Here is a 21,386-nt window from a genome sequence, read left to right as displayed (position 1 = left end):
CGCCCCCCCGCGCCCCCCCCCCCCCCCCCCCCCCCCGCCCCCCCCCCCCCCCCCCCCCCCCCCCCCCCCCCAAGCCCCGGCGGACCGCCGGGCGGGAGGTCAGGCCGACCCTCGGGATGCCCGCCGCCCGGCGACGCCCAGCCACCCCACGGCCGCCAGGATGACCACCGCGAGGACGAGGCTGACCGGACCGGTGCCCAGATCCAGCCCGCCCCGTGCGCGGCTGACACCGGCCCAGTCGGCGAAGCAGGCACCGAGCGGCCGGGTCAGGACGTAGGCCCACCAGAAGGTCAGGACCGGCGACAGGCCCGAGAACCGGTGAGCGAGCGCGGGCACGGCGATCAGGGCGGCGAACAGCAGCCCCGAGGGGAGGTAGCCCCAGCCCAGGGTGGCCGCGGTCAGATCACCGACCGCCGTACCGAGGGCGAAGGTGGCCATCACCGCGCACCAGTAGAAGACCTCGCGGCGCCCGCCCGCGACCGCCTCCACCGCGAGCGTGCCCTCCGTCCGCCGCCACACCGCGAACACCACGGCGAGCAACCCGGCGAACGCGAGCGCGGAGGCGGCGTACGGCACCCCGAGGGCGACGTGCGCGACGTCGGCCGCCATGGTGCCGAACACGCTCACCATGATCACCGCCGTCCAGTACACCGCCGGGACGTAGCGACGGGAACGGGCCTGGACGACCAGCGCGGCGACGAGCAGCAGCCCGGCCGAACCGACCGCCGGGACCGGCCCCAGCACCGTGGCGAGGTAGTCGGAGGTGGTCTCGCCCATCCCGGTGGTGAGGATCTTGACGACCCAGAACACCGCCGTGACCTGCGGGACCTTGCTCAGGACGGACCCCGCGGGGGCCGCCGGGCGTCGGTGGCCCGAACCGGAGGTTGTCGCGGCGGGGGTTTCCGCGGCGGGGCTTGTCGTGGCGGGGGTTGTCGTGGCGCCCATGACGGACGGCGCTCCCTTCTCTGCGTCACTGTGTCTCTACGTCACTGCGTCATTGCGTCATTGCGTCTCTGCGGCAGGCACGGCGGGGGCCGCGCCCGGTCGGTGCGTCAGCCGCCCAGCACGGTGTTGCCGGTGACCGCGCCGGTGGCACCGTCCACGGTCACGGCGTGCCGCACGCCGTCCGGGCCGACGACCACGGCCCGCCAGGCGCGGCCACCGCCCTGTTCGGCCACCGTGGACAGGGACTCGACCCTGCCGCCCGCGACGGCCGCCGCGGCCTTCGCCAGCGCGTCGGCGGCGTCGGTCGACGGCAGCGGCGCCGGCGCAGCGGACCCGGCCGGGCCGTCCCCGTTCTCGTCCCCGTGTCCGGGAGCCGTGCGGCCCTGGTGGCCCTGGTGACCCCGACCGGCGTCCCGGCCGTCGCCCTGCGCCCAGCCGTGGCCGTCGCCGTGGCCCTCGCCCCGGCCGTCGTGGTGCTCCTGCTCACCCGCCGCCCACCGGCCGTCGCCGTGGCCCTCGTGCTCGTGGTGGAGCGCCGCCGCGGCCGCGCCGCCGCCGATCACCACCACGGCCGCGCCGGCCGCGACCCAGCGCACCGACCGGCCGCGCACCCAGCGCCGGGCCCGCCCGAGGCCGACCCGCGCCCTGTTCGGGCGGCTCGCCGCGTGGTCCTGCTGGGGCTGCACGCCTTCTCCGGGCTCGCTCACGTTCCGCACCACTCCTCGTCACGGCCCGGGCCTTCCCCGGGCGACCGCGCCAGGATGGCCGGGCCTTGCTGAAGATCGGCTGAAGACCGGGGGGCACCGTCGGCCGGCCCCGCCGACGACCTGCGACCCTGGTGGGCATGCGCGTACTGGTGGTGGAGGACGAACGTCGGCTGGCCCTGGCCCTGCAGCACGGGCTGACGGCCGAGGGGTTCACCGTGGACACGGCCCACGACGGCCCGTCCGGCCTCGCCAGGGCCATGGACCACGCCTACGACGTGATCGTCCTCGACATCATGCTGCCCGGCCTCAACGGCTACCGGGTGTGCTCGCGGCTGCGGGCCTCCGGCAGCGACGTCGGCATCCTCATGCTCACCGCGAAGGACGGCGAGTGGGACGAGGCCGAGGCGCTGGACACCGGCGCCGACGACTACCTGTCCAAGCCGTTCTCGTTCGTCGTGCTGGTGGCCCGGCTCAGGGCGCTGGCCCGGCGGATCGGCAGCCGTGCGCCCCGGCGCACCGTCCTGGGCGACCTGGTGGTCGACTCCGCGGCCCGCACCTGCACGCGGGCGGACACCGCCGTCGCCCTCACCCCCCGCGAGTTCGCCATCCTCGACCACCTCGCCCGCCGGGCCGGCGAGGCCGTCTCCAAGCGGGAGATCCTCGACGCGGTCTGGGACGGCGGCCCCGACAGCGATCCGAACACCGTCGAGGTCCACGTCAGCGCGCTCCGACGCAAGATCGACTCCCCGTTCGGACGGGCCGCGGTGCAGACCGTCCGCGGCACCGGCTACCGCCTGGCGGCCGACGGTGGCTGACCCGACCGCCGCCCGCCGGATCCGCGCGGCACTGCACCGGCGCCTTGCCCGCCACCCGGGGGTCGCGGCCCTCGTCGACCGGCTCACGCCGCGCTCGGTCCGGGCCCGCACCACCCTCGCCGCCTGCGTCAGCGTCGCCGTCGTCCTCGTCACCGCCTCGGCCGCCGTCGCGGTGCTGCTGCACGCCAACCTGGAACGCACCGTCGAAGCCGGCGCCCGCGAGCAGGCCCAGGCCGTCGCCCGCCTCGCCGAGGACGGGCGCCTGCCCGGCCTGCTCCCCCTCGACCACGGCACCGACTTCATCCAGGTCGTCGACGCGCACGGCACGGTGGTCGCCACCAGCCAGAACCTGACCGGCCACCCCTCGATCGCGCCCACCGGTCACCGGGACGGCCACACCACCTTCGACGTCCGCACCCTGGGCGACCAGCACCACCAGCGCGTCACCACGATCACCACCGCCACCCCGGCCGGGCCCGTCACCGTCCACGTCGGTGCGTCGCTGCGCACCGTCGACGCCGCCGAGGACCTCACCACCGCCGCGTTCGCCGCGCTGAGCACCGTCCTGCTGATCACCGTCGGCGTCCTCACCTGGCGTGCGACCGGCCGGGCCCTGCGGCCCGTCGAGGCCATCCGTGCCGAGGTCGCCGCCATCGGCGACCGCGACCTGGACCGCCGCGTCCCCGAGCCCCACAGCGACGACGAGATCGCCCGGCTCGCCGGCACCATGAACGCCATGCTCGGACGCCTCGAAGCCGCGGGCACCCGCCAGCGCCGCTTCATCGCCGACGCCTCCCACGAGCTGCGCAGCCCCCTCACGGTCCTGCGCACCCAGCTCGAAGTGGCCCTCGCCCACCCCGACCACGCCGTGCGCGCCGACCTGGTGACCGGCGCGCTGGAGGACACCGAGCGCCTCCAGGCCCTCGCCGCCGACCTCCTGCTGCTCGCCCGCCTCGACGCCGCCGGGCGCGACCGGCCCGGTGAGGCCGTCGACCTCGCCGAGCTGGTGCACACCACGGTCGCGGCCCGCGGCGCCGGGGCCAACCCCGTCGCCGTGCACACGGACTCCGCCGTCACGGTGGTCGGCAACCGCCTGTGGCTGGGCCGGCTCCTCACCAACCTGCTCGACAACGCCCACCGGCACGCCCGGCAGCACGTCACCGTCCGCCTCGACAGCGACCGGTCCACCGGCCACGCGGTCCTCGACGTGGCCAACGACGGGCCGCCGATCGAACCCGCCGACCGCGAACGGATCTTCGAGCGCTTCACCCGGCTGGACGACGCCCGCAGCCGCGACGACGGCGGCGCCGGGCTGGGCCTGCCGATCGCCCGCGACATCGCCGCGATCCACGGCGGCAGCCTCACCGTCCTCGCCGCGCCCGGGCCGACCACCTTCCGCACCCGGCTGCCGGCCGACCCGGACCACGCCGCCGACCCCGACCACGCTGCCGGCTCGGACCGCCCTGACCGGCCGGACCGCCCTGCCGCCCCGGCCTCCTGAAGGCCGGGGCGGGGGACGGGAGTTCAGCCGGCGGCCCGGCGGGCGGCCAGATCGTCCAGGATGGTGGCGGTGGCGGTCGCCCCGAAGCGTTCGGCGCCGGCGGCCACGAACTCCAGCATCCGGTCGAGGGTGCGCACCCCGCCCGCCGCCTTGACCCTCATGTGCGCGGGGACGTTCGCACGCATCAGCCGGACGTCCGCCAGGGTCGCGCCCCCGGGCGCGAAGCCGGTCGAGGTCTTCACGAAGTCCGCGCCCGCCAGGGTGCTGAGGCGACAGGCGCGCAGCTTCTCCTGGTCGTCGAGGTAGGCGTTCTCGAAGATCACCTTGGTGAGGGCGGTGCCCCTCGCCACATCGGCCACCGCCGCGATGTCCGCCCGCACCGCGTCGTCCTCCCCGCTGCGCAGCAGGCCGATGTTGAGCACCATGTCGAGTTCGGTCGCCCCCGCCGCCAGGGCGTCCACGGCTTCGCCCGCCTTGACCGCGGTGGTGGAGCCGCCGTGCGGGAAGCCGATGACGGTGCCGACCGCGACCGCGGTGCCGGCGAGGGCCTTGACCGCGAGGACGGTGTCGGCGGGGCGCACGCAGACGGAGGCCACGTCGTAGGCCGCGGCGAGCTCGCAGCCGCGCAGGACCTCGGTGGTGGTCAGTTCGGGCCGCAGGAGCGAGTGGTCGATCATCTTGGCGAGCTCCCGGACGGCGATGCCGGTGGGGTCGTCGATGCCGGTGTGGTCCATGAGCCTGTCCTAGGGGTGAGGCGTTCCGCGTCCCGCCGACCGGGGGAGACGCGCGGACAGTCCGACGATAACTTCGGGCCGTCTAGCCGTCTATACAGCTGTCCCGCCCGCCGACCGGGGCCGGGTGTGACGGGGATCACGATGCACGCCTCTTGCCCTTGGCGCATTTCACCGGGAAATGTCCCGCTCTGTACTGGTCTACGCTGGTTGACTAGACAGCCGGACGGCGTAGTCTCAATTTCGGAGGCCCCCTTTTGGAAACGGATTTCGCGCCCAGGTACCACCGGATCGAACAGGCCCTGAGAAACCGGATCGCCAAGCACCGGCCGCATGACCCCCTCCCCTCGGAGGCGGATTTGTGCGAGGAATTCGGAGTGAGCCGGATGACCGCCCGGGCAGCCGTTCAACGACTCGTCACGGAAGGTCTGGTGTACCGGGTGTCCGGGCGCGGGACATTCGTCGCGGAACCGCCGACCCACCGTCGCGCGGAGAACCTTGTCCGATTCAGCGAGGAAATGCGCAGACAGGGCCGGAAGCCCTCGTCACAACTGATTTCGGCGAGCCTCCGGGCCGCCCTGCCGGAGGAGGTCCACCGGCTGCGGCTGCGGAGGTCCGCCCGGGTCGTGGAGGTCGCCCGGGTGCGGCTGGCCGACGGGATCCCCACCGCACTGGAACGGGCGGTGTTCCCCGAGGGCCTGGCCGCGCTGCTGGAGGTCGACTTCCGCACGGCGTCGATGCACGAGACGCTCGTCGGGCTCGGCCGGACACCGACCCGCGGACACTCGTCCATCAGGGCCGCCACGGCCGGCGAGCGGGAGGCGGAGCTGCTGGCGGTGGCTCCGGGAACCGCGCTGCTCGTCGAGGAGCGCCTCATCACGGACCAGGACGAGCTCCCCCTGGAGCTCACCGAGACCCGGTACGTGGGCGACAGGTACGCGCTGGACGTCGCCTTCGAGGTCGATTCCTGAGCGCGGAGGCGTCTCCCGGGGGCGAACGGCGCCGACCGAACCACGCAGGATGAATTTCCGGCGGGGGAACTGCACGATCGGCGGGCGATCCCGCCCGCCGATTCCGGTGGTGGAATGACACACAGGCGTGGAGGGAAAAACCTTGTACGCATACCTGATGACCTCGCCCGGGAAACTGGAACGCACCCCGGTGCCAGATCCGGAATGCCGCGAGGACGAAATCCTGCTGCAGACCGAAGCGGTTTCCATCTGCTCGACCGACGTTTCCTACTTCCGCGGCCACCTCTTTCCGGAGGACTGGCCGATCATTCCCGGGCACGAATACGTGGGAAGGGTCGTCGAAGTCGGGAAGCGGCTCCGGGACGACGTCCGGCCGGGCGACCGGGTGACCTACTGGGGGCAGACCGACTTCGGCGGCATGGCCGAGTACCGGGCGCTCCGACCGCTCTTCCCCGGCCGGCTCGGCGTCGAGACGGCCTGGTACACCGGCCGCAACTTCTACGACGCCGACCAGGCCGCGGCCGTCGTCCTGCCGCCGCACGTGCCCTCGGACCTGGCCTCCGTCATCGAACCGCTGACCTCGGTCCTGCGGTCGTTACTGCTCAACCCCCCGAAACCGGGTGACACCTGCGTCGTCCTCGGCTGCGGCCCCAGCGCCCAACTGGCCGTCCAGGTGCTGCACCGCCACCTCGGCGCCGGCCCGATCACCGTACTGGACCGCAACAGCGACCGGATGGCCGTCGCGCTGCGCCACGGCGCCTCCCGCGCCTTCAACACCGACACCCAGGCGGCGGAGCTCGAAGCGTACGTGCGTGAACACCACGACCAGTACGCGGACTACGTGTTCGACGCGCTGCCGCACATCGCGGCACCGCGTCGCTCCGCCGGGCAGGCCGACGGCCCGGGCAAGGACATCCGGGAGATCGCGATGGGCCTGCTGCGCCCCGGCGGCTCGTACGTCATCTACGGCGCGACGGCCGTCCCGCAGCGGCTCAACACCTGGATGATCCTGGCCAAGGGGCTGAAGCTGCTCTCCACGCCCTTCGACGTCCGCTCGTTCCCGATGGCCCGCTCCGCGCACGTCACCGCCGTCGCCCTGCGGCTGGTCGAGTCCGGCCTGGTCGACCCCGCCCCGCTGATCACCACCCGGGCCTGCCTCGACGACGAGGACGCCGTCCGCGAGGCGTTCACCGGCTACGGGCGGGGCGCCTCGATGAAGACCTCGCTGCTCGCCCCGTCCGTCCTGCTCGACCACGTACGCCGCTCGGCCGCGGCGGCCACCGCCGCCCCCGCGACCGCCACTGCCCCTGCCCATGCCCCCGCCGACGGAGCCTTCGCCGAGCAGGCCGGGATACCGGGGTGACCGGCACGTCGGTGCCGGTCGGTGCGGATCACCGCACACCCGTCTTCGTCCGGGACCGGCTGACCGCCACCGCCTACGCCGGCCTGGCCGTCTACGCCTACCTCCTGTACGCACTCGGCCCGCTGCTGCCGCTCCTGCGTCAGGACCTGCAGCTGTCCTACGCCCTGATGAGCCTGCACTCCACGGCCTTCGCGGCCGGCGCGATGCTCACCAACCTGCTGTTCCGCCGCCTCCGCGCCCGGCTGGGCCACCGGCTGCTCTTCTGGTCCGCGCTCGCCGCCCTGGCCCTGGGCTCGCTCCTGCTGGCGACCGCGCTGTCGGCCGCCGTCACACTCGGCGCGGCGGTGCTCGGGGGCGTCGGCGGGGCGCTGCTGCAGACGACGGCGCTGGCGGTGCTGGCCGAACACCACGGCGCGCAGGAGTCCCTCCGGGCGCGCGCCCTGGTCGAGGCCAACGCGGCCGCGAGCGTCAGCGCCCTCGCCGCGCCCCTGGTCGTCAGCGGCCTGGAGGGCGCCGGGGTGTCGTGGAACTGGTCCCTGGTGCTGCCCGCCCTCGCGCTCACGGCGATGTACCCGGTACTCCGCCACGAGCCGCTGCGCCCACGCCCCGCCGCCACCGCCACCTCCGCCACGACCGCCGCCTCCGCCGCGCCCGCCCGGGGCGTGGTGGAGGCCCGGCGGCCGGCCGGCGCGTTCCCGCTGCGGGCCGCCCTGTGCGGCCTCGTCGTGGGTTTCGAGTTCTGCCTCGCCTACTACGCCGCCCCCCTGCTCACCAGCGCCTTCCACCTGACGGACAGTCAGGCGTCGGTGGCACTGGCGCTGTTCTACGGGGGCGAGCTGATCGGCCGCCTGGCGGGGAGCCGGCTCACGGCCGGCACCCGCCCCACCCGCTCGGTCGCGCTGGTGGCCGGCGCCCTGACCGTCGCCGCCGTCGGCTTCCTCGCCCTGTGGCTCGCCCCCACCACCTGGCTCGCCCTGGTGGGCCTGACCCTCGGCGGCCTCGGCGTCGCCAACCTCTTCCCCCTGACCCTCTCGCTCGCGGTGAGCACGGCGCCCGGCCGCACCGACCAGGCCACGGCCCGCGTCCAACTCGCGGTCAGCACCTGCATCATGCTCGCGCCCCTGCTGCTCGGCACCCTGTCCGACCACCTCGGCGTCCGTTCGGCCTTCGGCCTCGCCGGCTGCCTGCTGCCCCTCGCCGCGCTGCTGCTCGCCGCCGGGCGAAGCCGCCCGGCCGCCGCCGACGCGTCCCCCTCGGGAGTCACCCCGCATGTCCGTCACTGAGAGCTCCGCCAAGGCCCGCGACACGCTGGCCCGCAACCACCGCACCGGCTTCTCCCGGGCGGCCCAGCGCAGTTACGACTTCACCTGCCCCTCCCCCGACAGCTACCCCTTCCAGTGGGCCTGGGACAGCAGCTTCCACGCCGTCGCCCTCACCCACGTCGACACCCGGCGAGCCCGGGACGAACTGCGCTCCCTGCTCAGCGCGGTCACACCCACCGGCTTCCTGCCGCACATGGTCCTCTGGCAGGACGACCTCCGACCGCGCGCCACCGCGGACTTCAGGATCGACCTCTGGGAGGTGTGGCGGTCCGTCACCATCGCGCCGCCCGTGGTGGCCCGAGCCGTCGAGCGGGTGTACCGGGCGACCGGCGACGACCTCTGGCTGCGCCGCGTCCTGCCGCCGGCGCTCGCCTTCTTCCGCTGGCTCAGGGACCACCGGACCAGCCCCGGCACCGGGCTGCTGGAGATCTACCAGCCCGACGAGTCCGGACTCGACAGCAGCCCCAAGTACGATGCCGCGCTCGGCATCCAGGCCGTCCCCGAGGGTGCCGTGCACACCGCCTGGCACCGCGCCATGCGGTCGCTGATCACGGCCTACGCCTCCCCCGCCCGCACGCCCGAGGCCCCGCTCCGCGACCGGAGGCTGTTCGTCTGGAACGACGTGCTGGTCAACACCGTGTACGCCGACGGACTGGCCTGCCTGGCACGCCTCGCCCGGAAGGCCGGACCGAACGGGCGCACGGCGGACCGGCTGGCCGAGGAGTCCCGCGCGATCGGCGCCGCGCTGATGCGGCACTGCTGGGACGAGGCCGACGGCGCCTTCCACGACCTCGACCTCGTCGCCCGGCGGCGCAGCGACGTCCTCACGGCGAGTGCGCTCCTGCCCGTCCTCCTCGACTCCGTGCCGGACACCGCCGCGCACCGGGTCATCGAACAACACCTCCTGAACGAGCGGGAGTTCTGGCTCCGCCACCCCGTCCCCAGCGTCGCCGCCACCGAGCCGTCCTACGACCCCTCGTTCCGCACCGGGGCCATCTTCCGCGGCTCCAGCTGGGTCAACCTCAACTGGTACCTGTACTGGGGCCTGCGCCGACGCGGCTACCGCGCGGAGGCCGACACGCTCGCGACGCGCACCTGCGCGCTCGTCGCGGCCTCGGGCACCCGGGAGTGCTACGGCCCGGAGGACGCCGCCGGGCACGGCGCACGCTCCTTCGGCTGGAGCTCACTCGTCCTGGACCTGGCCGCCGCGACGACCGCCGAGCCGACGACGGCCACCGGTCCGACGACGGCCAGCGGTCCGACCGCCACGCCGGAGGAGGACTGACCATGGCCGACTGGGGTTTCCTGGGCGCCGGTTCGATCGCCGCCTCCAGCCTCGCACCCGCCGTCCACGCGGCCGACGGCCCCCGCCTGCACGCCGTCGCCGCAACCGACCCCCGGCGCGCCCGCGCCCTCGACCCGGCCCGGGTGTACACCCGCTACCAGGACCTGCTGGACGACCCCGACGTCGACGTCGTCTACGTCGCGCTCCACAACAGCGCCCACCGCCCCTGGGTGGAGCGCGCCCTGCGGGCGGGCAAGCACGTGCTGTGCGAGAAGCCGCTCGGGCTCACCGCCGCCGAGGTGGGCGCCATGACCGCCACCGCCCGCGCCACCGGACGCCTGCTCGTCGAGGCGGCCTGGAACCGCTGGCATCCGCGCACCCGGGACCTCGAATCCATGATCACCCGCGGCGCGGTCGGCACCGTCCACACCGTCACCGCCCGGTTCGACGGCCTCGCCCCCGCCGCCGGCAACTACCGCCTCGACCCGGCCCTCGGTGGCGGCGCCCTCTACGACGTCGGCTACTACGCCGTCGCCGCCGCACTCGCCGCCTTCGGGTGGCGGAGCCCGAGGGTCGTCCGGGCCGAACAGGACCACTGGCACCCCGGCTCCGCCGACTCCGCCACCCGCTTCCTGCTCGACTTCCCCGGCCGGGGCACGGCCGAGATCGGCTGCTCGCTCGTCGGCGGCATGTCCGAGACCTTCACCACCACCGGTACGGACGGCTCCCTCACCCTCACCCCGCCGGCCTTCTGCGCCGGCTCGGCCCCCAGCACGCTCACGACCAGCGGAACGCCCGCTGCCGCGGGCCACCACCGCCACTACCCGCCGCAGGACCCCTACCGCCTCATGGTCGAGTCGATGGACGCCGCGGCCCACGGCGACAGCGGTGCCCACCTCGTCCCGCTCGCGCAGTCGCTCCTCATCGCCACCACCCTGGACTCCGTCCGCAGCCGCCTCGCCCGGCGAACGGCCTGACCCTCGACCGCTGAGCCTCGACCGCCCGCCCGGGCCCCGCAGCCGGTGCGCCCCGCGCCCGCCCGGGCAGGCGGTGCGGGGCGCCGGGCGCCGGGCGCCGGGCGCCGGGCGCCGGGCGCCGGGCGTTCAGAGCGTGCGGCGCACGCCCGCCTGGCGTTCCAGGTTGCGGAGCTGGACGGCCAGATCGCCGTGGACGGCGGCGCGGGCGGGTCCGCTGCGGCCGATCGGCAGCACCTCCTCGGCCCGCATGTCCTCCAGCATCAGGGCGAACGCCGCGTACGTCGCGACGAGCGCCACCAGGAGACCGAGCGCTCCGGACGTGCGCGTCAGCCACTCGGCGCCCGTGAGGCCGGAGAGCCCGGTGGCCGCCCAGCGGGGCAGCGAGGCCGCCAGCACGAACCAGAGCGCCCGCTTGGGCCGGGTCACGGCGGTCATCAGCGCCCCGAAGCAGAGGAACGCCAGGTTGAACACGCCCAGCACGCGCAGGCCGTCGGCCGCGCCGGTGAACATGACGAGCGCGTAGGCCAGCCAGCTGCCCGCGAACACCCCCATGAGCGTCGCCGCGATCACGTCGCGGGCGCCGAACGCCAGGACGCTGACCAGGAGTTGCAGGGCGAAGGCGGGCAGCACGCACAGCGCGACGGCGCCGCGCGCCTGCGGCCCGAGGATCCCCAGCTGGAGGCAGCCGGTCATCACGGAGGCGATCGCCACCGTGAAGAAGCCCAGCGGCATGGGTGAGGCGATGGGACGCAGGTTGATCCGGGTCATCGACCGGAGGTCCGGTTCGAAGCGGCGTTCCCGGGGAGCGCCCGCCCGGTCGTCCGGTGCGTCGTCGGGGGAGGCTGTGGTCATCGTACGGATCCTCGTTCGGTGGTCGTCGCGGGGGCCGAGGAACCCGCCGCCCCGGCGGCTCGACACGCCCCGACGCTACGACCGGCCGGCCGGCCCCGCTGTGCGCCCCGCGCCCGGAGGCCGGCACGACAGCGCACGACAACCCACGGCACCCCACGACCGCGCACGGGCGGAGGCGCCCCGCCACGAAGGCCACCGCGGCTCAGCCTGTGAGCCGGAGTCACAGGATCACCGCCTGTCTGGCTGGCGGCCCGAGCGGTCCGCAGGATGGCCGCATCGGACGTCCTGTCAGCCGTCGCGCGGCCGCTACCGCCCGCCGTCCGAGGGCCGGCCGCGCCCGTACGAGAAGGTGGTACTTCACCGTGAGCAGCATCTCCGACCCGCCCCTGCCCGACCGGGCCGAGGACGTCCCGCCGGCGGACACGTCGGCGCGGGGCTTCGACCGGTGGCGCTACGCCGGGGTGTTCCTCCTGCTGTTCCTGTTCGGCACGGAGACCTTCCTGGTCTCGCCGCTGCTGCCGACCATCGCGGACTCGGTCCACACCAGCGAGGCGGCCGTCGCCTCCAGCGTCACGGCGTACGTCCTGGTGTACGCCGTCGCCGCACCCTTCCTCGGACTGCTGAGCGACCGCTTCGGCCGCCGCCGCACCCTCGTCGCGGGCTGCCTGCTGTTCGTCCTGTCCAACGCCGCGGCGGCGCTGTCCACCGGGCTGACCCTGCTGGTGGTCTCCCGCGCGGTGGCCGGGCTGGCGGCGGCCGCGGCCGGGCCGGCGATCTGGGCGCACATCGCCGAGACCGCGCCGGAGGCGGTGCGCGGGCGGGCGCTGGGCCTCGGGATGGCGCTGTTCTCCTGCGGCCAGGTGATCGGCGTGCCGCTCGGCGGCTTCCTGGCCGGGCTGGCCGGCTGGCGCTCGGCGTTCTGGGCGCTGGCCGTCGGCACCGCAGCGGCCGTGCCGCTGCTGCTGCGCCAGGTGCGGGGCCGTGCACCACAGGCGCAGGCCGAGGCCCGGGCGCCGCAGGTGGGTGCCGTCCGGGCGATCCTGGCCGGCTGGGCCGACCCGACCCTGCGCCGCGCCCTGCTGGTCAACACCGTGTTCAACACCGCCAACCTGGGCGCCTACACCTTCCTCGGCGCGGTGCTGGTGCAGCGTTTCGACCTGTCGGTGCAGGCGCTCGGCCTGGTGGGCGTGCTGGTCGGCGCCGGCAGCATCGCCGGCTCGCTGCTGGGCGGCCGCCTCGGCGACCGGGCCAGGAGCGCCGGGCGCTCCGACCTGCCGCTGCTGCCGCTGTGGGGCGTCCTGCTCGCGGTGGGGATCACGGTCGCGGCCAAGGGTCCGGGCCTGGTGCTCGCCCTGGCCGGGGTGACGGTGTGGTTCCTGGCGTCGGGCGGCTTCGTGACGGACCAGCAGACGCTGGCGGGCACCGTCGCCCCCGAGCTGCGCGCGACCTCCAGCGCGTGGCTGACCTCGACCATGTACGCGGGCACCGGGGTCGGCGCCTGGGCGGTGGGCGCGTTCGGCGACGTCGCGGACGGCACGCTGCTGGTCGGCGGCGGTCTGGCCCTGCTGGCCGCGCTCGGCGCAGCGGCGGTGAGCCTGGGGCTGCGCCGGGCGAGCGCGGCCGGCCCGGCCGCCACCACGACCACCACGACCCCGGCCACGACCCCGGCCACGGCCACCACGGCCACCACGGCCACGGAGAAGGTCTGAGGCCCCGACGGGCTCAGCCCACCCGGCGCTCCTGCTCCGCACCGCCGACCGCGCGCAACGGATGCTCGACCAGTTCGGTCATCCGCGCCCGGTCGGCGTCGCCGCGCGGGGTGAACAGCAGCACCGTCGCCGAGGGGTCGTCCACCGGGTGGAAGGAGGACAGGGTCAGCCGGACCGGTCCGAGGCCGGCCGGCTCGACGGTGACGGTGCGGACGGTCAGCTCCGCCACCGAGTGGCACCCCCACCAGTGGCGGAGCTCCGGCGCGTCCTCGTCCAGGTGCCGGTAGACCTCCCGGGTGCGGGGGTCGGCGAGGGCGGGGCCGGCCTGGGCGCGGAAGTGCTGGAAGACGTTCATGGCGAGCGGTTCCCAGTCGCGCAGCACCGCGCGCACCTGCCGGTGGGCGGCCATCACCCACATCAGGTTGCGCCGGTCCGCGGGCACGCACTCGGGCGAGCCCCAGAGCGCCGCCCACGCGGCGTTCCAGCCGCGCAGGTCGAAGTGCCGGTCGAGCAGCACGGCCGGGCTGACGGTCCAGGAGTCGAGGACGGGCTGGATGGCCTCGGCGATCCGGCCGCTGCCCTCCGGGCCGGCGGACTGCGCGGGCTCGTGGTACCCGGCCAGGCGCAGGGCGTGCCGCAGGCCGGCGTCGTCCAGCCTGAGCACGCGGGCGATGGCCTCCAGCACCTGCCGGGAGGCCGCGACCCTGCCCTGTTCGACCCAGGTGTACCAGGCCAGGCCGACCCCGGAGAGGGAGGCGACCTCCTCGCGGCGCAGGCCCGGGGTGCGGCGGCGGGTGGTGGCGGTGAGCCCGACGTCGGCGGGCTTGAGGAGTTCGCGGTGGGCGCGCAGGAACGCGCCGAGTTCCCGTCCGGCGGGGGGAGTTGACACGGGGGCTCCTCGGCCATGCAGGTCGGTCCGGTGATGACGAGCCTCAGCGTAGGCGCAGCCCGCCGCTCCTCCCAGGGGTGAGCGGCGGGCTACACATGCTGTTAACGATCCGGGCTAACGGGGGGTCAGCGTCCAGAGCCGGACGGCCATGTGGCTGACGTGTCCGCGCTCCCGCTGCCGGCGCCACGCGCTCTCGCCGACGGCGCGGAAGAACGCGGCGCGCTGCTCCTCCGGCACCAGCCGGCTGTAGTAGTCGCCGAAGGTGGCGGCGTGGAAGTGCTCGTACTGCGCGGCGCTGTCGACGGTGACGACGGCGTCGCGCTCCCGGTGCGCGGCGACCGCGAGGTGCGGGGCGATCACCGCCGTGAGGCCGTCGACGGTCCTGGTACGGGTCGCGATCGGCAGCACCCCGCCGCGGGCGAAGGCGCCGGGCACCTCGTCCTCGGGGGTGCCGAGGGCGACCAGGGCGTCGCGGACGAGCTCGTCCTCGCCGCCGAGGCCGTGCTCGTCCCGGGCGGGGTGGTAGGTGGTGAGCAGGAACGTGCCGCCGGGGGCGAGGTGGGCGGCGGCCCAGGCGAAGATCCGTTCCTCGTCGGGGTGGAGCCAGTGCAGCACCGAGGTCTGGGTGATCACGTCGGCGCGGAAGGGCAGCGGTTCGGGCGCGGTGAGGTCGGCCCGGTACAGGGTGGCCCGCTCGCCGTACGGCCGGAGCCGGGCGGCGGCCTCGTCGATGCGGTGCTCGGAGCGTTCCAGGCCGACGGCGCGCCGCAGCGTGGGGAAGCGTTCCAGGGCGGCCTGGAGCAGCTGGCCGATCCCGCTGCCGAGGTCGATCAGGGTCTCGGGGGCGCCGGTGACCTGGTCGAGCACCCAGTCGCGGTCCTGGACCTGGCGCAGCCGGCTGGCGTCGGCGTACCCGGCGAGGGTGCGGGCCTGGATCTCGACGGCGGACGTGCTCACTTCTCGTTCTCCTCGGTGCCGGTGGGCCGGTCGACCAGGTCCAGCAGGCGCGCGCGGGCCCCGCTCTGGTCGTACCGCTTGAAGATGTTGATCCGGTTGCGCGTGAGGTCGCCGCGGTGCACGTACTCGTAGAGGTCCTGGCGCTGGCCGAAGCCGTCGCCGGTGAGCTCCCAGGCGATCCGGAACAGCCGGGCCTTGCGTTCGGCGTCGATGCCGCGGCCGCGCATGTAGCGGTCCAGGTGCGGGCGCAGCCGGGGGTGGGCGAGGTCGGCGGCGGTGGGCTGGATGAGCAGGCCCGAGGCGCCGATCCGGCGGACGATCTCGACGGCGCTGCCGGCCACCTCGGCCGACCAGACCCGGGAGGCGGCGGTGTCGCCGGGGGCGAACAGGCCGCCGTCGGTGAGGCCGCCGCGGGCCTCGGCGGCGTCCAGGAAGTACTCGGTGAGTTCGGCGTAGCCGGCGAGGCGGCCGAGGTCCTCCTGGATGTTGCGGAAGCCGTCCACGCCGATCGACTCGGCGACGAGGGTGGCGGTGGCGAGCAGGGTGCGCAGGCGCTCGCGGTAGCGGACGTGGCCGATGTAGGCGCTCCAGGCGTTGATCCGGCCGAGGCCGAGCCGGGCGAGGGCGGCGTCGCGCAGCAGGAAGACGCGGTCCCAGGGCACCAGGACGTCGTCGAAGAAGAGCATCGCGTCCTGCTCGTCGTACCGTGCGCCGAGCGGGTGGGCGTGGCCCCAGGGGGCGCTGCCGAGCGGTTCGCGGGCGAGGGTGACCAGCCCGGGGGTGTTGAGCGGCAGGGCGAACCAGCTGACGAACTGCTCGCCGCGGCCCTCGGTGAAGGAGGCGGAGAGGTAGACCAGGACCTCGTGGGCGAGCGGGGCGAGGGTGGTGAGCTGCTTGGCACCGCGCACCACGATGCCCCGGTCGTTCTCCTCGATGACGCGCAGGGCGAGGTCCGGGTCGTCGAGCGGGTCGGCGGAGCGGTCGATCTGGGGGTCGCCGAGGGCGTGCGAGAGGACGAGGTCGTTGGTGGCGCAGTACCGGTACCAGGCTTCGGCGTTGGCGCCGAAGCGCGGGTCGGCCTCGGCGAGCCGGTGCCGGAAGTCGTGGACGCCGACGGCGATGGAGGCCATGAAGGCGGGTGAGCGGCCCTGCTGCCCGAGGGCTTCGGCGTGCCAGAACTCGGCGCTGCGGCGCTGGAGCCGGAGGTCGTCGAGGGTGCGCGGCGGCTGGTAGGCGCGGGCGAGGCGCAGCCCGCTGTCCGGGTCCTGCCAGGTGAGCAGTTCGCGGTGGTCGGGGTCGTGCTGGAGGTCGAGCAGGCGGGCCAGCTCGTCGACGGCCGGTCGGAAGGCCGGGTGCCGGGCGGGGTCGGAGATCCGCCGGCCGTCGAGGTAGAGCTCGCGTCCGTCGTCGAGTTCGGCGCGGTAGCGGTCGCCGGTGAGCAGGCCCCGGGCGGTGGCGGGCGCGCCGCGGCCGGTGGTGGTTTCCAGCAGTGTCATGCGCGGACTCCGGTGGTGGTGAGGGGGGTCGGGGCCAGGAGGCGGTACTGGCCGTCGTGGTAGAGGAGGGGTTCGCCGTCGCCGCGGTCCGCGGCGGCGACCCGGCCGATCAGGATGGTGTGGTCGCCGCCGGGGAGGGCCGAGTGCAGCCGGCAGTCGAACCAGGCCAGGGCGGACTCGACGAGCGGCGCGCCGGTGGCGGCCGTCCGCATCGGTACGGTGGTGAAGGTGCCGCTCGCGCGTCCGGCCCCGGGAGTGGCGAACCGCCGGGCCACGTCGGCCTGGTGGGCCGTCAGGACGGACAGGCCGAAGCGTCCGGAGGCCTCGGCGGCGGCCACCAGCGGGCTGTGCCGGCCGACCGCGACGGTGACCAGCAGCGGGTCGAGGGAGAGGGTACTGAACGAGGAGACCGTCTTGGCGAAGACCTCCTCGTCGGCGGTGGTGGTGACGACGGCGACCCCGGTGGTCCAGCCGCGGGAGGCGGCCCGGAAGTCCTGTTCGGTGGCGTTCCCGGCGGTTCGGGTCAGGGCTCCGCTCATCGCAGCCCCACCCGGTAGGCGCGCAGCCACTCGTCGACCTGGACCAGGTGGTCGAGGCCGCCGACGGGGTTGGGCGCGGTGCGCGGACTGGGCAGCGGCCGGCCCTCGGCGAGCAGTCGGCGGACCAGCTCGCGGTCCACCAGCTCGAAGACCGGCGCGTTCGGGTCGGCCAGCAGTTCCTGCGCGCGGGCCGTGAGCACCTCGGTGTAGCGGACGGCGGGGGTGGAGGGGTAGCCGCTCTTGGGCCGGTCGGCGACCTGCGGCGGGAGGAGGTCCCGGACGGCGTCCCGGAGCAGGCCCTTGGCCCGGCCGTCCGGTGCCTTGAGCGCCCACGGGACGTTCCACAGGTACTCCACCAGCCGGTGGTCGCAGAACGGCACCCGCACCTCCAGGCCGACCGACATCGACACCCGGTCCACCCGGTCCAGCAGCGGCGGCAGCCAGCGGGTGAGCGCCAGGTGGAAGACCTCGCGGATCCGCGCGTCGCGGGCCGACTCGCCGTCCAGGCGCGGCACTTCGCCGAGCGAGCGGTGGTAGGCGGCGGCGGTGTACTCCTCGGGGCGCACCTCGGCCCGGACGTCCGCGCGCAGCAGGTCCGCCGGGGTGGCCCTGCCGTGCAGCCACGGGAAGGTCGGGGCGGCGACCGCGTCGGTGTCGTGGAAGTAGGGGTAGCCGCCGAAGATCTCGTCCGCGGCCTCGCCGGAGAGCGCGACGGTGGAGCGCCGCCGCACCTCCCGGAACAGCAGGTGCAGGGAGGCGTCCATCTCGCCCCACCCGGGGCGGTCGCGGGCGCGCAGGACGGCGTCGCGGGCGTCCAGCAGGTCGTCGTCGGGCACCAGGACGGTGGTGTGCAGGGTGCCGATGTGCTCGGCGGCGGCCTCCACGTAGGGGGCGTCGCGGGTGGTCCGCCAGGCGTCGGGGGTGCGGTCGGCGCTGCCGGGGAAGTCGACGGAGAAGCTGGTGATCTTGCCCTGGCCGGCCCGTTCGCGGGCGGCGGCGGCCAACGCGGTGACGGCGCTGGAGTCGACGCCGCCGGAGAGCAGGGTGCACAGCGGCACGTCGCTGATCAGCTGGCGCTCGACGGCGTCGGCGAGCAGCTCCCGGACGGTCCGCCGGGTGGTCGCGGCGTCGTCCCGGTGCTCGGCGGACTCCGGCCGCCAGTACCGGACTTCGCGGGTGGCGGTACGGGTGACGACCACCAGGTGGCCGGGCCGGACCTCGTGCAGGCCGTGGAAGAGGCCGTGGCCGGCGCTCGGCGCGGCGGGCAGCGCGAACAGCTCGGCGATGCCCTCGGCGTCCAGTTCGGCGCGGAACAGCGGGTTGGCGAGCACCGCCTTCGGCTCGGAGCCGAACAGCACGCCGCTGCGGTGGGCGTGCCAGTACAGCGGCTTGATGCCGAGGTGGTCGCGGACCAGCAGCAGCTCCGCGCGCCGGGTGTCCCACAGGGCGTAGGCGTAGATGCCGTTGAACCTGGTCGGCGCCGACCTGCCCCACTGGAGGTGGGCACGCAGGACCACCTCGGTGTCGGAGCGGGTGCGGAAGACGTGCCCGAGGGCCTCCAGTTCGGTGCGCAGCTCGCGGTGGTTGTAGAGCTCGCCGTTGTAGGAGAGGACGGCCGACGGGTCCGCTCCGGGGCGGTCGGCGAGCGGCTGGGCGCCGCCGTCCGGGTCGATCACCGACAGCCGGCGGTGGCCGAGGGCGGCGTGCCGGGAGAGCCAGAGGCCGTCCGCGTCCGGGCCCCGGCAGGCCAGGGTGGCGGTCATCTCCCGGACGGTCCGGGCCTGGTGGAGCAGGTCGGTGTCCCAGTCGATCCAGCCGGTGATGCCGCACATCTCAGGACTCCCCGGGTTCGTCGGTGGCGGTGGGCCGGGTCGTTCCGGCGGGCGGCCCGGGCTCGGTCGAGGTCGTGGTCGTGGTCGTGGTCGCGGGTTCGACGGCAGCCGCGGTCGCGGTCGTGGTCGTGGTCGCGGGCTCGTCGGCGGTCGTGGACTCCCAGCGGCAGCCGTGGCCGGTCGGGCCGTGGGTCAGCCGGTGCGCCGGCCGGTAGCCCTTGGCGCGGATGTTCGCGGACAGCGCCTCGGTGCAGTAGGTGCAGGGCGAGGCGAGGGTCAGCCGGACGCCCGAGCGCCGGGCCTTCTCCCGGTAGTCCCAGATCGCGCAGTGCGTGATGGTGAGCGCCGCGCGCTCGGGGCCGGGCGGCGCATCGTCGTCGAACTCGTAGTGCGAGCCGTACAGTTCGGCCTGCCGGGCGATCCGGTGGATCGGGTCGGCGGCGCCCCGGCCGTGGTCGGGCTCGACCTCCCGGTGCACCTCGGCGTTGGACCGGGCCCAGTCGCCGAGCACCTGCTCGCCGTAGCGCAGGACGAGGAAGCGTTCCATCAGCGCCTGGTCGCGGAAGAACACCCGCTGCCACTCGACGGCCGGCGCGTCCGGCCCGGGCAGGTCGGCGAAGAGCTCGGACTGCAGGACGAACCAGTCCGTGAGGTGCAGTTCGTCCCCGCGTGACACCAGGTACCGCGTCAGGCCGGCCTCCGCCTCGTGCAGCCGCTGCCGCCAGAGCGCGGACCGCTCGGCGTCCGGCATCCCCCGGTACGGGGACCTCGGCTGCTCCGCGCCGGGGTGCCGTTGGCTCGCGGCTGCCAGGACCGCCGTACGCGGGCCGGCTTCGCCGCCCGCCCGGGCAGCGGAGCCGGTCGGAGCGCCGGTCCCGTCGGACACACCCCCCATCGGGCCATCTCCCTTCGGCTGAACGATCCTTCGGACCGTCGTGTCGTCGTCGTTCCCGCCACGCTACGAAGCGGCCCGCGCGACCCGGTAGCCCCGAACGGCGCCGGTCGGGGCGCCGATCGTCGCCGTGCGGATGCTCCGAAGGTCGCCCTGCGCGAGCCCTTCCCGCCCCTCCCGGGAACCGCGCGCCACCCGCCCGGCCCCGGCGCGACCGAGCACGGGCCCCGGGCACGACGAAGGGCGGGCCCCGCGTACCGGCGGGACCCGCCCTCGGGCGGTGACTGCGTGTCTGCGTGTCTGCGTGTCCGGGTGTCTGCGTGTCCGGGTGTCTGCGTGTCCGGGCGTCCGGACGTCCCCGTGGGGGCGGCGGGACTACCCGGCGAGCCCGTGGCGGTGGGCGTAGAGCGCGGCCCGCAGCCGGTCGGGCTGCCCGATCTTGCGCATGGCCTGGGTGAGGTGCTTCTTCACGGTGGCCTCGGCCAGGGCGAGTTCGCGCCCGATCTCGGCGTTGCTCAGCCCGAGGCCCAACTTGACCAGCACCTCCCGCTCCCGCTCGGTCAACCCGGCGCGCTGCGGCGGCAGTTCGCCGAGGTGCCGGACGGGGGCCGCCGCGTGGATCCGGGCGGGCGGCGGCGCCGGCAGGAACACCGACCCGCCGGCCGCGGCGAGTTGGACGGCGCCGATGATCCGCTCCCCGGCCAGGTCGAGCGGGAAGCACCCGCCCGCTCCGGCCAGCAGCATCCGGCTCGCCTCGGCGGTCGACTCGGCCCGGCGCAGCAGCAGGACCCGCGCGTCGGGCGCCCCGTCCGGTCCGCGCAGTGCCACCACGGTCGCCAGGTCCTCCTCCAGGCTGGCGCCGCGGCCGAGCAGCACGACGTCGGGCGCGATCCGGCGCACGGCCGCCACCGCGCGCAGTGGGTCGCCGGTGGAGCCGACCACCGTCAGGCCGGGCGCGGTGGCCAGCACGCTGCGCAGTCCGGCGCTGGCGACGGAGTGCCGCTCGACCAGGAAGACCCGGGCGAGCGCGGCGCGGTCGCGGTCCTCGTCCACGCACATCGGGTGGCCGCAGCCGCAGCCGGCCGCAGCCCGGCCCGCGGCGGGCGGCGCCGGTTCGGCCAGCAGCTGGTGCCCGGCGATCAGGTCCAGCGGGTTGTCGGTCTCGGCCTGCGGCCGGTCCGGGGCGGTGACGGTGACGGTGGCGGGGGCGGGGGCGGGGGCGGGGCTGGCGACGGGGCTGGTGACGGGGGCGTCCCCCGCACCGGTGCCGCCGCAGGCGCCGCGGCGGGCGGGGAGCCGCCGGCCGCGCGGGCCGGTCGGGGCGGTCGGGGCGGTCGGCCCGGCGAAGGTGCTCACTGCTGCCATCGGGCACCTCCGGGGGCGGAGGCTGGACGTCTGTGGTGTGGCATGGCGATGCGGTCCCCCTAGCTGGCGGCCGGTCGGCCGCCATGGACGCGGTGTGCTGCGGCGGGGATCCGTCGGGGACGCGGACGGGCGTCGGGCGCGGATCCGGGAGAGGAGGGGGCGCCGACCGCGGCGGATGTGGACCGGGGCGGTCAGCGCGCGGCGCGCGGTCGACAGAGCTCGTCGAAGGACCTGCGGT

At 75.3% G+C, this 21,386-nt stretch carries 19 protein-coding genes and 1 pseudogene; 9 read left to right on the top strand and 11 right to left on the bottom strand.

What is annotated here, in order from left to right:
* Nucleotides 1-99 precede the first annotated feature (99 nt).
* A complete protein-coding gene (locus ACIRST_RS01060; protein ID WP_402798870.1) occupies nt 100-945 on the bottom strand; it encodes a hypothetical protein in 846 nt (281 codons plus the stop codon).
* Between the two features lie 107 nt (nt 946-1,052).
* On the bottom strand, nt 1,053-1,652 hold the full coding sequence (locus ACIRST_RS01055; protein WP_402798868.1) for a hypothetical protein: 600 nt from the start codon (nt 1,650-1,652) through the stop codon (nt 1,053-1,055).
* A gap of 137 nt (nt 1,653-1,789) precedes the next feature.
* Here ACIRST_RS01055 and ACIRST_RS01050 point away from each other — a divergent pair, with 137 nt between their 5' ends.
* Together ACIRST_RS01050 and ACIRST_RS01045 are read left to right on the top strand one after the other, a co-directional pair.
* Nucleotides 1,790-2,467 carry a response regulator transcription factor gene (locus ACIRST_RS01050; protein WP_350524645.1) on the top strand — a complete coding sequence of 226 codons (678 nt, stop codon included), beginning with the start codon at nt 1,790-1,792 and terminating at the stop codon, nt 2,465-2,467.
* Nucleotides 2,460-3,968, top strand: a complete 1,509-nt coding sequence (locus tag ACIRST_RS01045) for an ATP-binding protein (RefSeq protein WP_350524646.1) — start codon at nt 2,460-2,462, stop codon at nt 3,966-3,968. The genes ACIRST_RS01050 and ACIRST_RS01045 overlap by 8 nt, the downstream gene beginning before the upstream one ends.
* A 23-nt stretch (nt 3,969-3,991) precedes the next feature.
* Here the strand turns inward: ACIRST_RS01045 and deoC are convergent, their stop codons facing one another.
* Complete coding sequence (gene deoC / locus ACIRST_RS01040; protein ID WP_350524647.1) at nt 3,992-4,702, bottom strand: deoxyribose-phosphate aldolase; 711 nt, start codon at nt 4,700-4,702, stop codon at nt 3,992-3,994.
* Between the two features lie 254 nt (nt 4,703-4,956).
* Here deoC and ACIRST_RS01035 point away from each other — a divergent pair.
* The 6 genes and pseudogenes from ACIRST_RS01035 to ACIRST_RS01010 all read left to right on the top strand — a co-directional run.
* A pseudogene (locus ACIRST_RS01035) lies at nt 4,957-5,151 on the top strand (GntR family transcriptional regulator); the annotation flags it as partial.
* 66 nt (nt 5,152-5,217) lie between these two features.
* Nucleotides 5,218-5,670: a UTRA domain-containing protein gene (locus tag ACIRST_RS01030; RefSeq protein WP_350524724.1), complete on the top strand. Its 453-nt coding sequence runs from the start codon at nt 5,218-5,220 to the stop codon at nt 5,668-5,670.
* 190 nt (nt 5,671-5,860) lie between these two features.
* Nucleotides 5,861-7,033, top strand: a complete 1,173-nt coding sequence (locus ACIRST_RS01025; RefSeq protein ID WP_402798864.1) for a zinc-binding dehydrogenase — start codon at nt 5,861-5,863, stop codon at nt 7,031-7,033.
* Nucleotides 7,030-8,316, top strand: coding sequence for an MFS transporter (locus tag ACIRST_RS01020; RefSeq protein ID WP_402798861.1), 1,287 nt, complete (start codon nt 7,030-7,032; stop codon nt 8,314-8,316). Before ACIRST_RS01025 ends, ACIRST_RS01020 begins: the two co-directional genes overlap by 4 nt.
* On the top strand, nt 8,303-9,640 hold the full coding sequence (locus ACIRST_RS01015; protein WP_402798859.1) for an amylo-alpha-1,6-glucosidase: 1,338 nt from the start codon (nt 8,303-8,305) through the stop codon (nt 9,638-9,640). Before ACIRST_RS01020 ends, ACIRST_RS01015 begins: the two co-directional genes overlap by 14 nt.
* A gap of 2 nt (nt 9,641-9,642) precedes the next feature.
* Complete coding sequence (locus tag ACIRST_RS01010; RefSeq protein WP_402798857.1) at nt 9,643-10,617, top strand: Gfo/Idh/MocA family protein; 975 nt, start codon at nt 9,643-9,645, stop codon at nt 10,615-10,617.
* A 126-nt stretch (nt 10,618-10,743) separates the two neighbouring features.
* Here ACIRST_RS01010 and ACIRST_RS01005 read toward each other — a convergent pair whose 3' ends face one another.
* A complete protein-coding gene (locus ACIRST_RS01005; protein ID WP_402798854.1) occupies nt 10,744-11,469 on the bottom strand; it encodes a GPR1/FUN34/YaaH family transporter in 726 nt (241 codons plus the stop codon).
* A gap of 362 nt (nt 11,470-11,831) precedes the next feature.
* On the opposite strand from ACIRST_RS01005, the gene ACIRST_RS01000 reads away from it, so the two are divergent.
* Nucleotides 11,832-13,178, top strand: a complete 1,347-nt coding sequence (locus tag ACIRST_RS01000; protein ID WP_402798852.1) for an MFS transporter — start codon at nt 11,832-11,834, stop codon at nt 13,176-13,178.
* A 13-nt stretch (nt 13,179-13,191) separates the two neighbouring features.
* Here ACIRST_RS01000 and ACIRST_RS00995 read toward each other — a convergent pair whose 3' ends face one another.
* The 7 genes from ACIRST_RS00995 to ACIRST_RS00965 form a co-directional block, all read right to left on the bottom strand.
* Nucleotides 13,192-14,067, bottom strand: coding sequence for a helix-turn-helix transcriptional regulator (locus ACIRST_RS00995; protein ID WP_402798851.1), 876 nt, complete (start codon nt 14,065-14,067; stop codon nt 13,192-13,194).
* A 114-nt stretch (nt 14,068-14,181) separates the two neighbouring features.
* Nucleotides 14,182-15,024, bottom strand: coding sequence for a class I SAM-dependent methyltransferase (locus ACIRST_RS00990; protein WP_402798849.1), 843 nt, complete (start codon nt 15,022-15,024; stop codon nt 14,182-14,184).
* Complete coding sequence (locus ACIRST_RS00985) at nt 15,021-16,520, bottom strand: 4-hydroxyphenylacetate 3-hydroxylase N-terminal domain-containing protein (RefSeq protein ID WP_350524656.1); 1,500 nt, start codon at nt 16,518-16,520, stop codon at nt 15,021-15,023. Before ACIRST_RS00985 ends, ACIRST_RS00990 begins: the two co-directional genes overlap by 4 nt.
* On the bottom strand, nt 16,517-17,059 hold the full coding sequence (locus ACIRST_RS00980; protein ID WP_402798846.1) for a flavin reductase family protein: 543 nt from the start codon (nt 17,057-17,059) through the stop codon (nt 16,517-16,519). Before ACIRST_RS00980 ends, ACIRST_RS00985 begins: the two co-directional genes overlap by 4 nt.
* Nucleotides 17,056-18,891 carry an asparagine synthase (glutamine-hydrolyzing) gene (asnB, locus tag ACIRST_RS00975; RefSeq protein WP_402798844.1) on the bottom strand — a complete coding sequence of 612 codons (1,836 nt, stop codon included), beginning with the start codon at nt 18,889-18,891 and terminating at the stop codon, nt 17,056-17,058. The genes ACIRST_RS00980 and asnB overlap by 4 nt, the downstream gene beginning before the upstream one ends.
* Before the next feature lies 1 nt (nt 18,892).
* On the bottom strand, nt 18,893-19,786 hold the full coding sequence (locus ACIRST_RS00970; protein WP_402798843.1) for a hypothetical protein: 894 nt from the start codon (nt 19,784-19,786) through the stop codon (nt 18,893-18,895).
* Between the two features lie 372 nt (nt 19,787-20,158).
* A complete protein-coding gene (locus tag ACIRST_RS00965) occupies nt 20,159-21,148 on the bottom strand; it encodes a LuxR C-terminal-related transcriptional regulator (RefSeq protein ID WP_402798841.1) in 990 nt (329 codons plus the stop codon).
* Nucleotides 21,149-21,386: the final 238 nt, after the last annotated feature.

Source organism: Kitasatospora sp. NPDC101447, assembly GCF_044767225.1.
In the GTDB taxonomy this organism is placed as follows: Bacteria; Actinomycetota; Actinomycetes; order Streptomycetales; family Streptomycetaceae; genus Kitasatospora.
This window is presented reverse-complemented; position numbering and strand designations above follow the sequence as displayed.

Excerpts from the sequence above, each read along its gene's own strand:
- ACIRST_RS01060 (WP_402798870.1), bottom strand. The coding sequence starts at position 945 with ATGGGCGCCACGACAACCCCCGCCACGACAAGCCCCGCCGCGGAAACC.
- ACIRST_RS01050 (WP_350524645.1), top strand. The coding sequence starts at position 1,790 with ATGCGCGTACTGGTGGTGGAGGACGAACGTCGGCTGGCCCTGGCCCTG.
- deoC (WP_350524647.1), bottom strand. The coding sequence starts at position 4,702 with ATGGACCACACCGGCATCGACGACCCCACCGGCATCGCCGTCCGGGAG.
- ACIRST_RS01030 (WP_350524724.1), top strand. The coding sequence starts at position 5,218 with ATGCGCAGACAGGGCCGGAAGCCCTCGTCACAACTGATTTCGGCGAGC.
- ACIRST_RS01015 (WP_402798859.1), top strand. The coding sequence starts at position 8,303 with ATGTCCGTCACTGAGAGCTCCGCCAAGGCCCGCGACACGCTGGCCCGC.
- ACIRST_RS01010 (WP_402798857.1), top strand. The coding sequence starts at position 9,643 with ATGGCCGACTGGGGTTTCCTGGGCGCCGGTTCGATCGCCGCCTCCAGC.
- ACIRST_RS01005 (WP_402798854.1), bottom strand. The coding sequence starts at position 11,469 with ATGACCACAGCCTCCCCCGACGACGCACCGGACGACCGGGCGGGCGCT.
- ACIRST_RS00985 (WP_350524656.1), bottom strand. The coding sequence starts at position 16,520 with ATGACACTGCTGGAAACCACCACCGGCCGCGGCGCGCCCGCCACCGCC.
- ACIRST_RS00980 (WP_402798846.1), bottom strand. The coding sequence starts at position 17,059 with ATGAGCGGAGCCCTGACCCGAACCGCCGGGAACGCCACCGAACAGGAC.
- asnB (WP_402798844.1), bottom strand. The coding sequence starts at position 18,891 with ATGTGCGGCATCACCGGCTGGATCGACTGGGACACCGACCTGCTCCAC.
- ACIRST_RS00970 (WP_402798843.1), bottom strand. The coding sequence starts at position 19,786 with ATGGGGGGTGTGTCCGACGGGACCGGCGCTCCGACCGGCTCCGCTGCC.
- ACIRST_RS00965 (WP_402798841.1), bottom strand. The coding sequence starts at position 21,148 with ATGGCAGCAGTGAGCACCTTCGCCGGGCCGACCGCCCCGACCGCCCCG.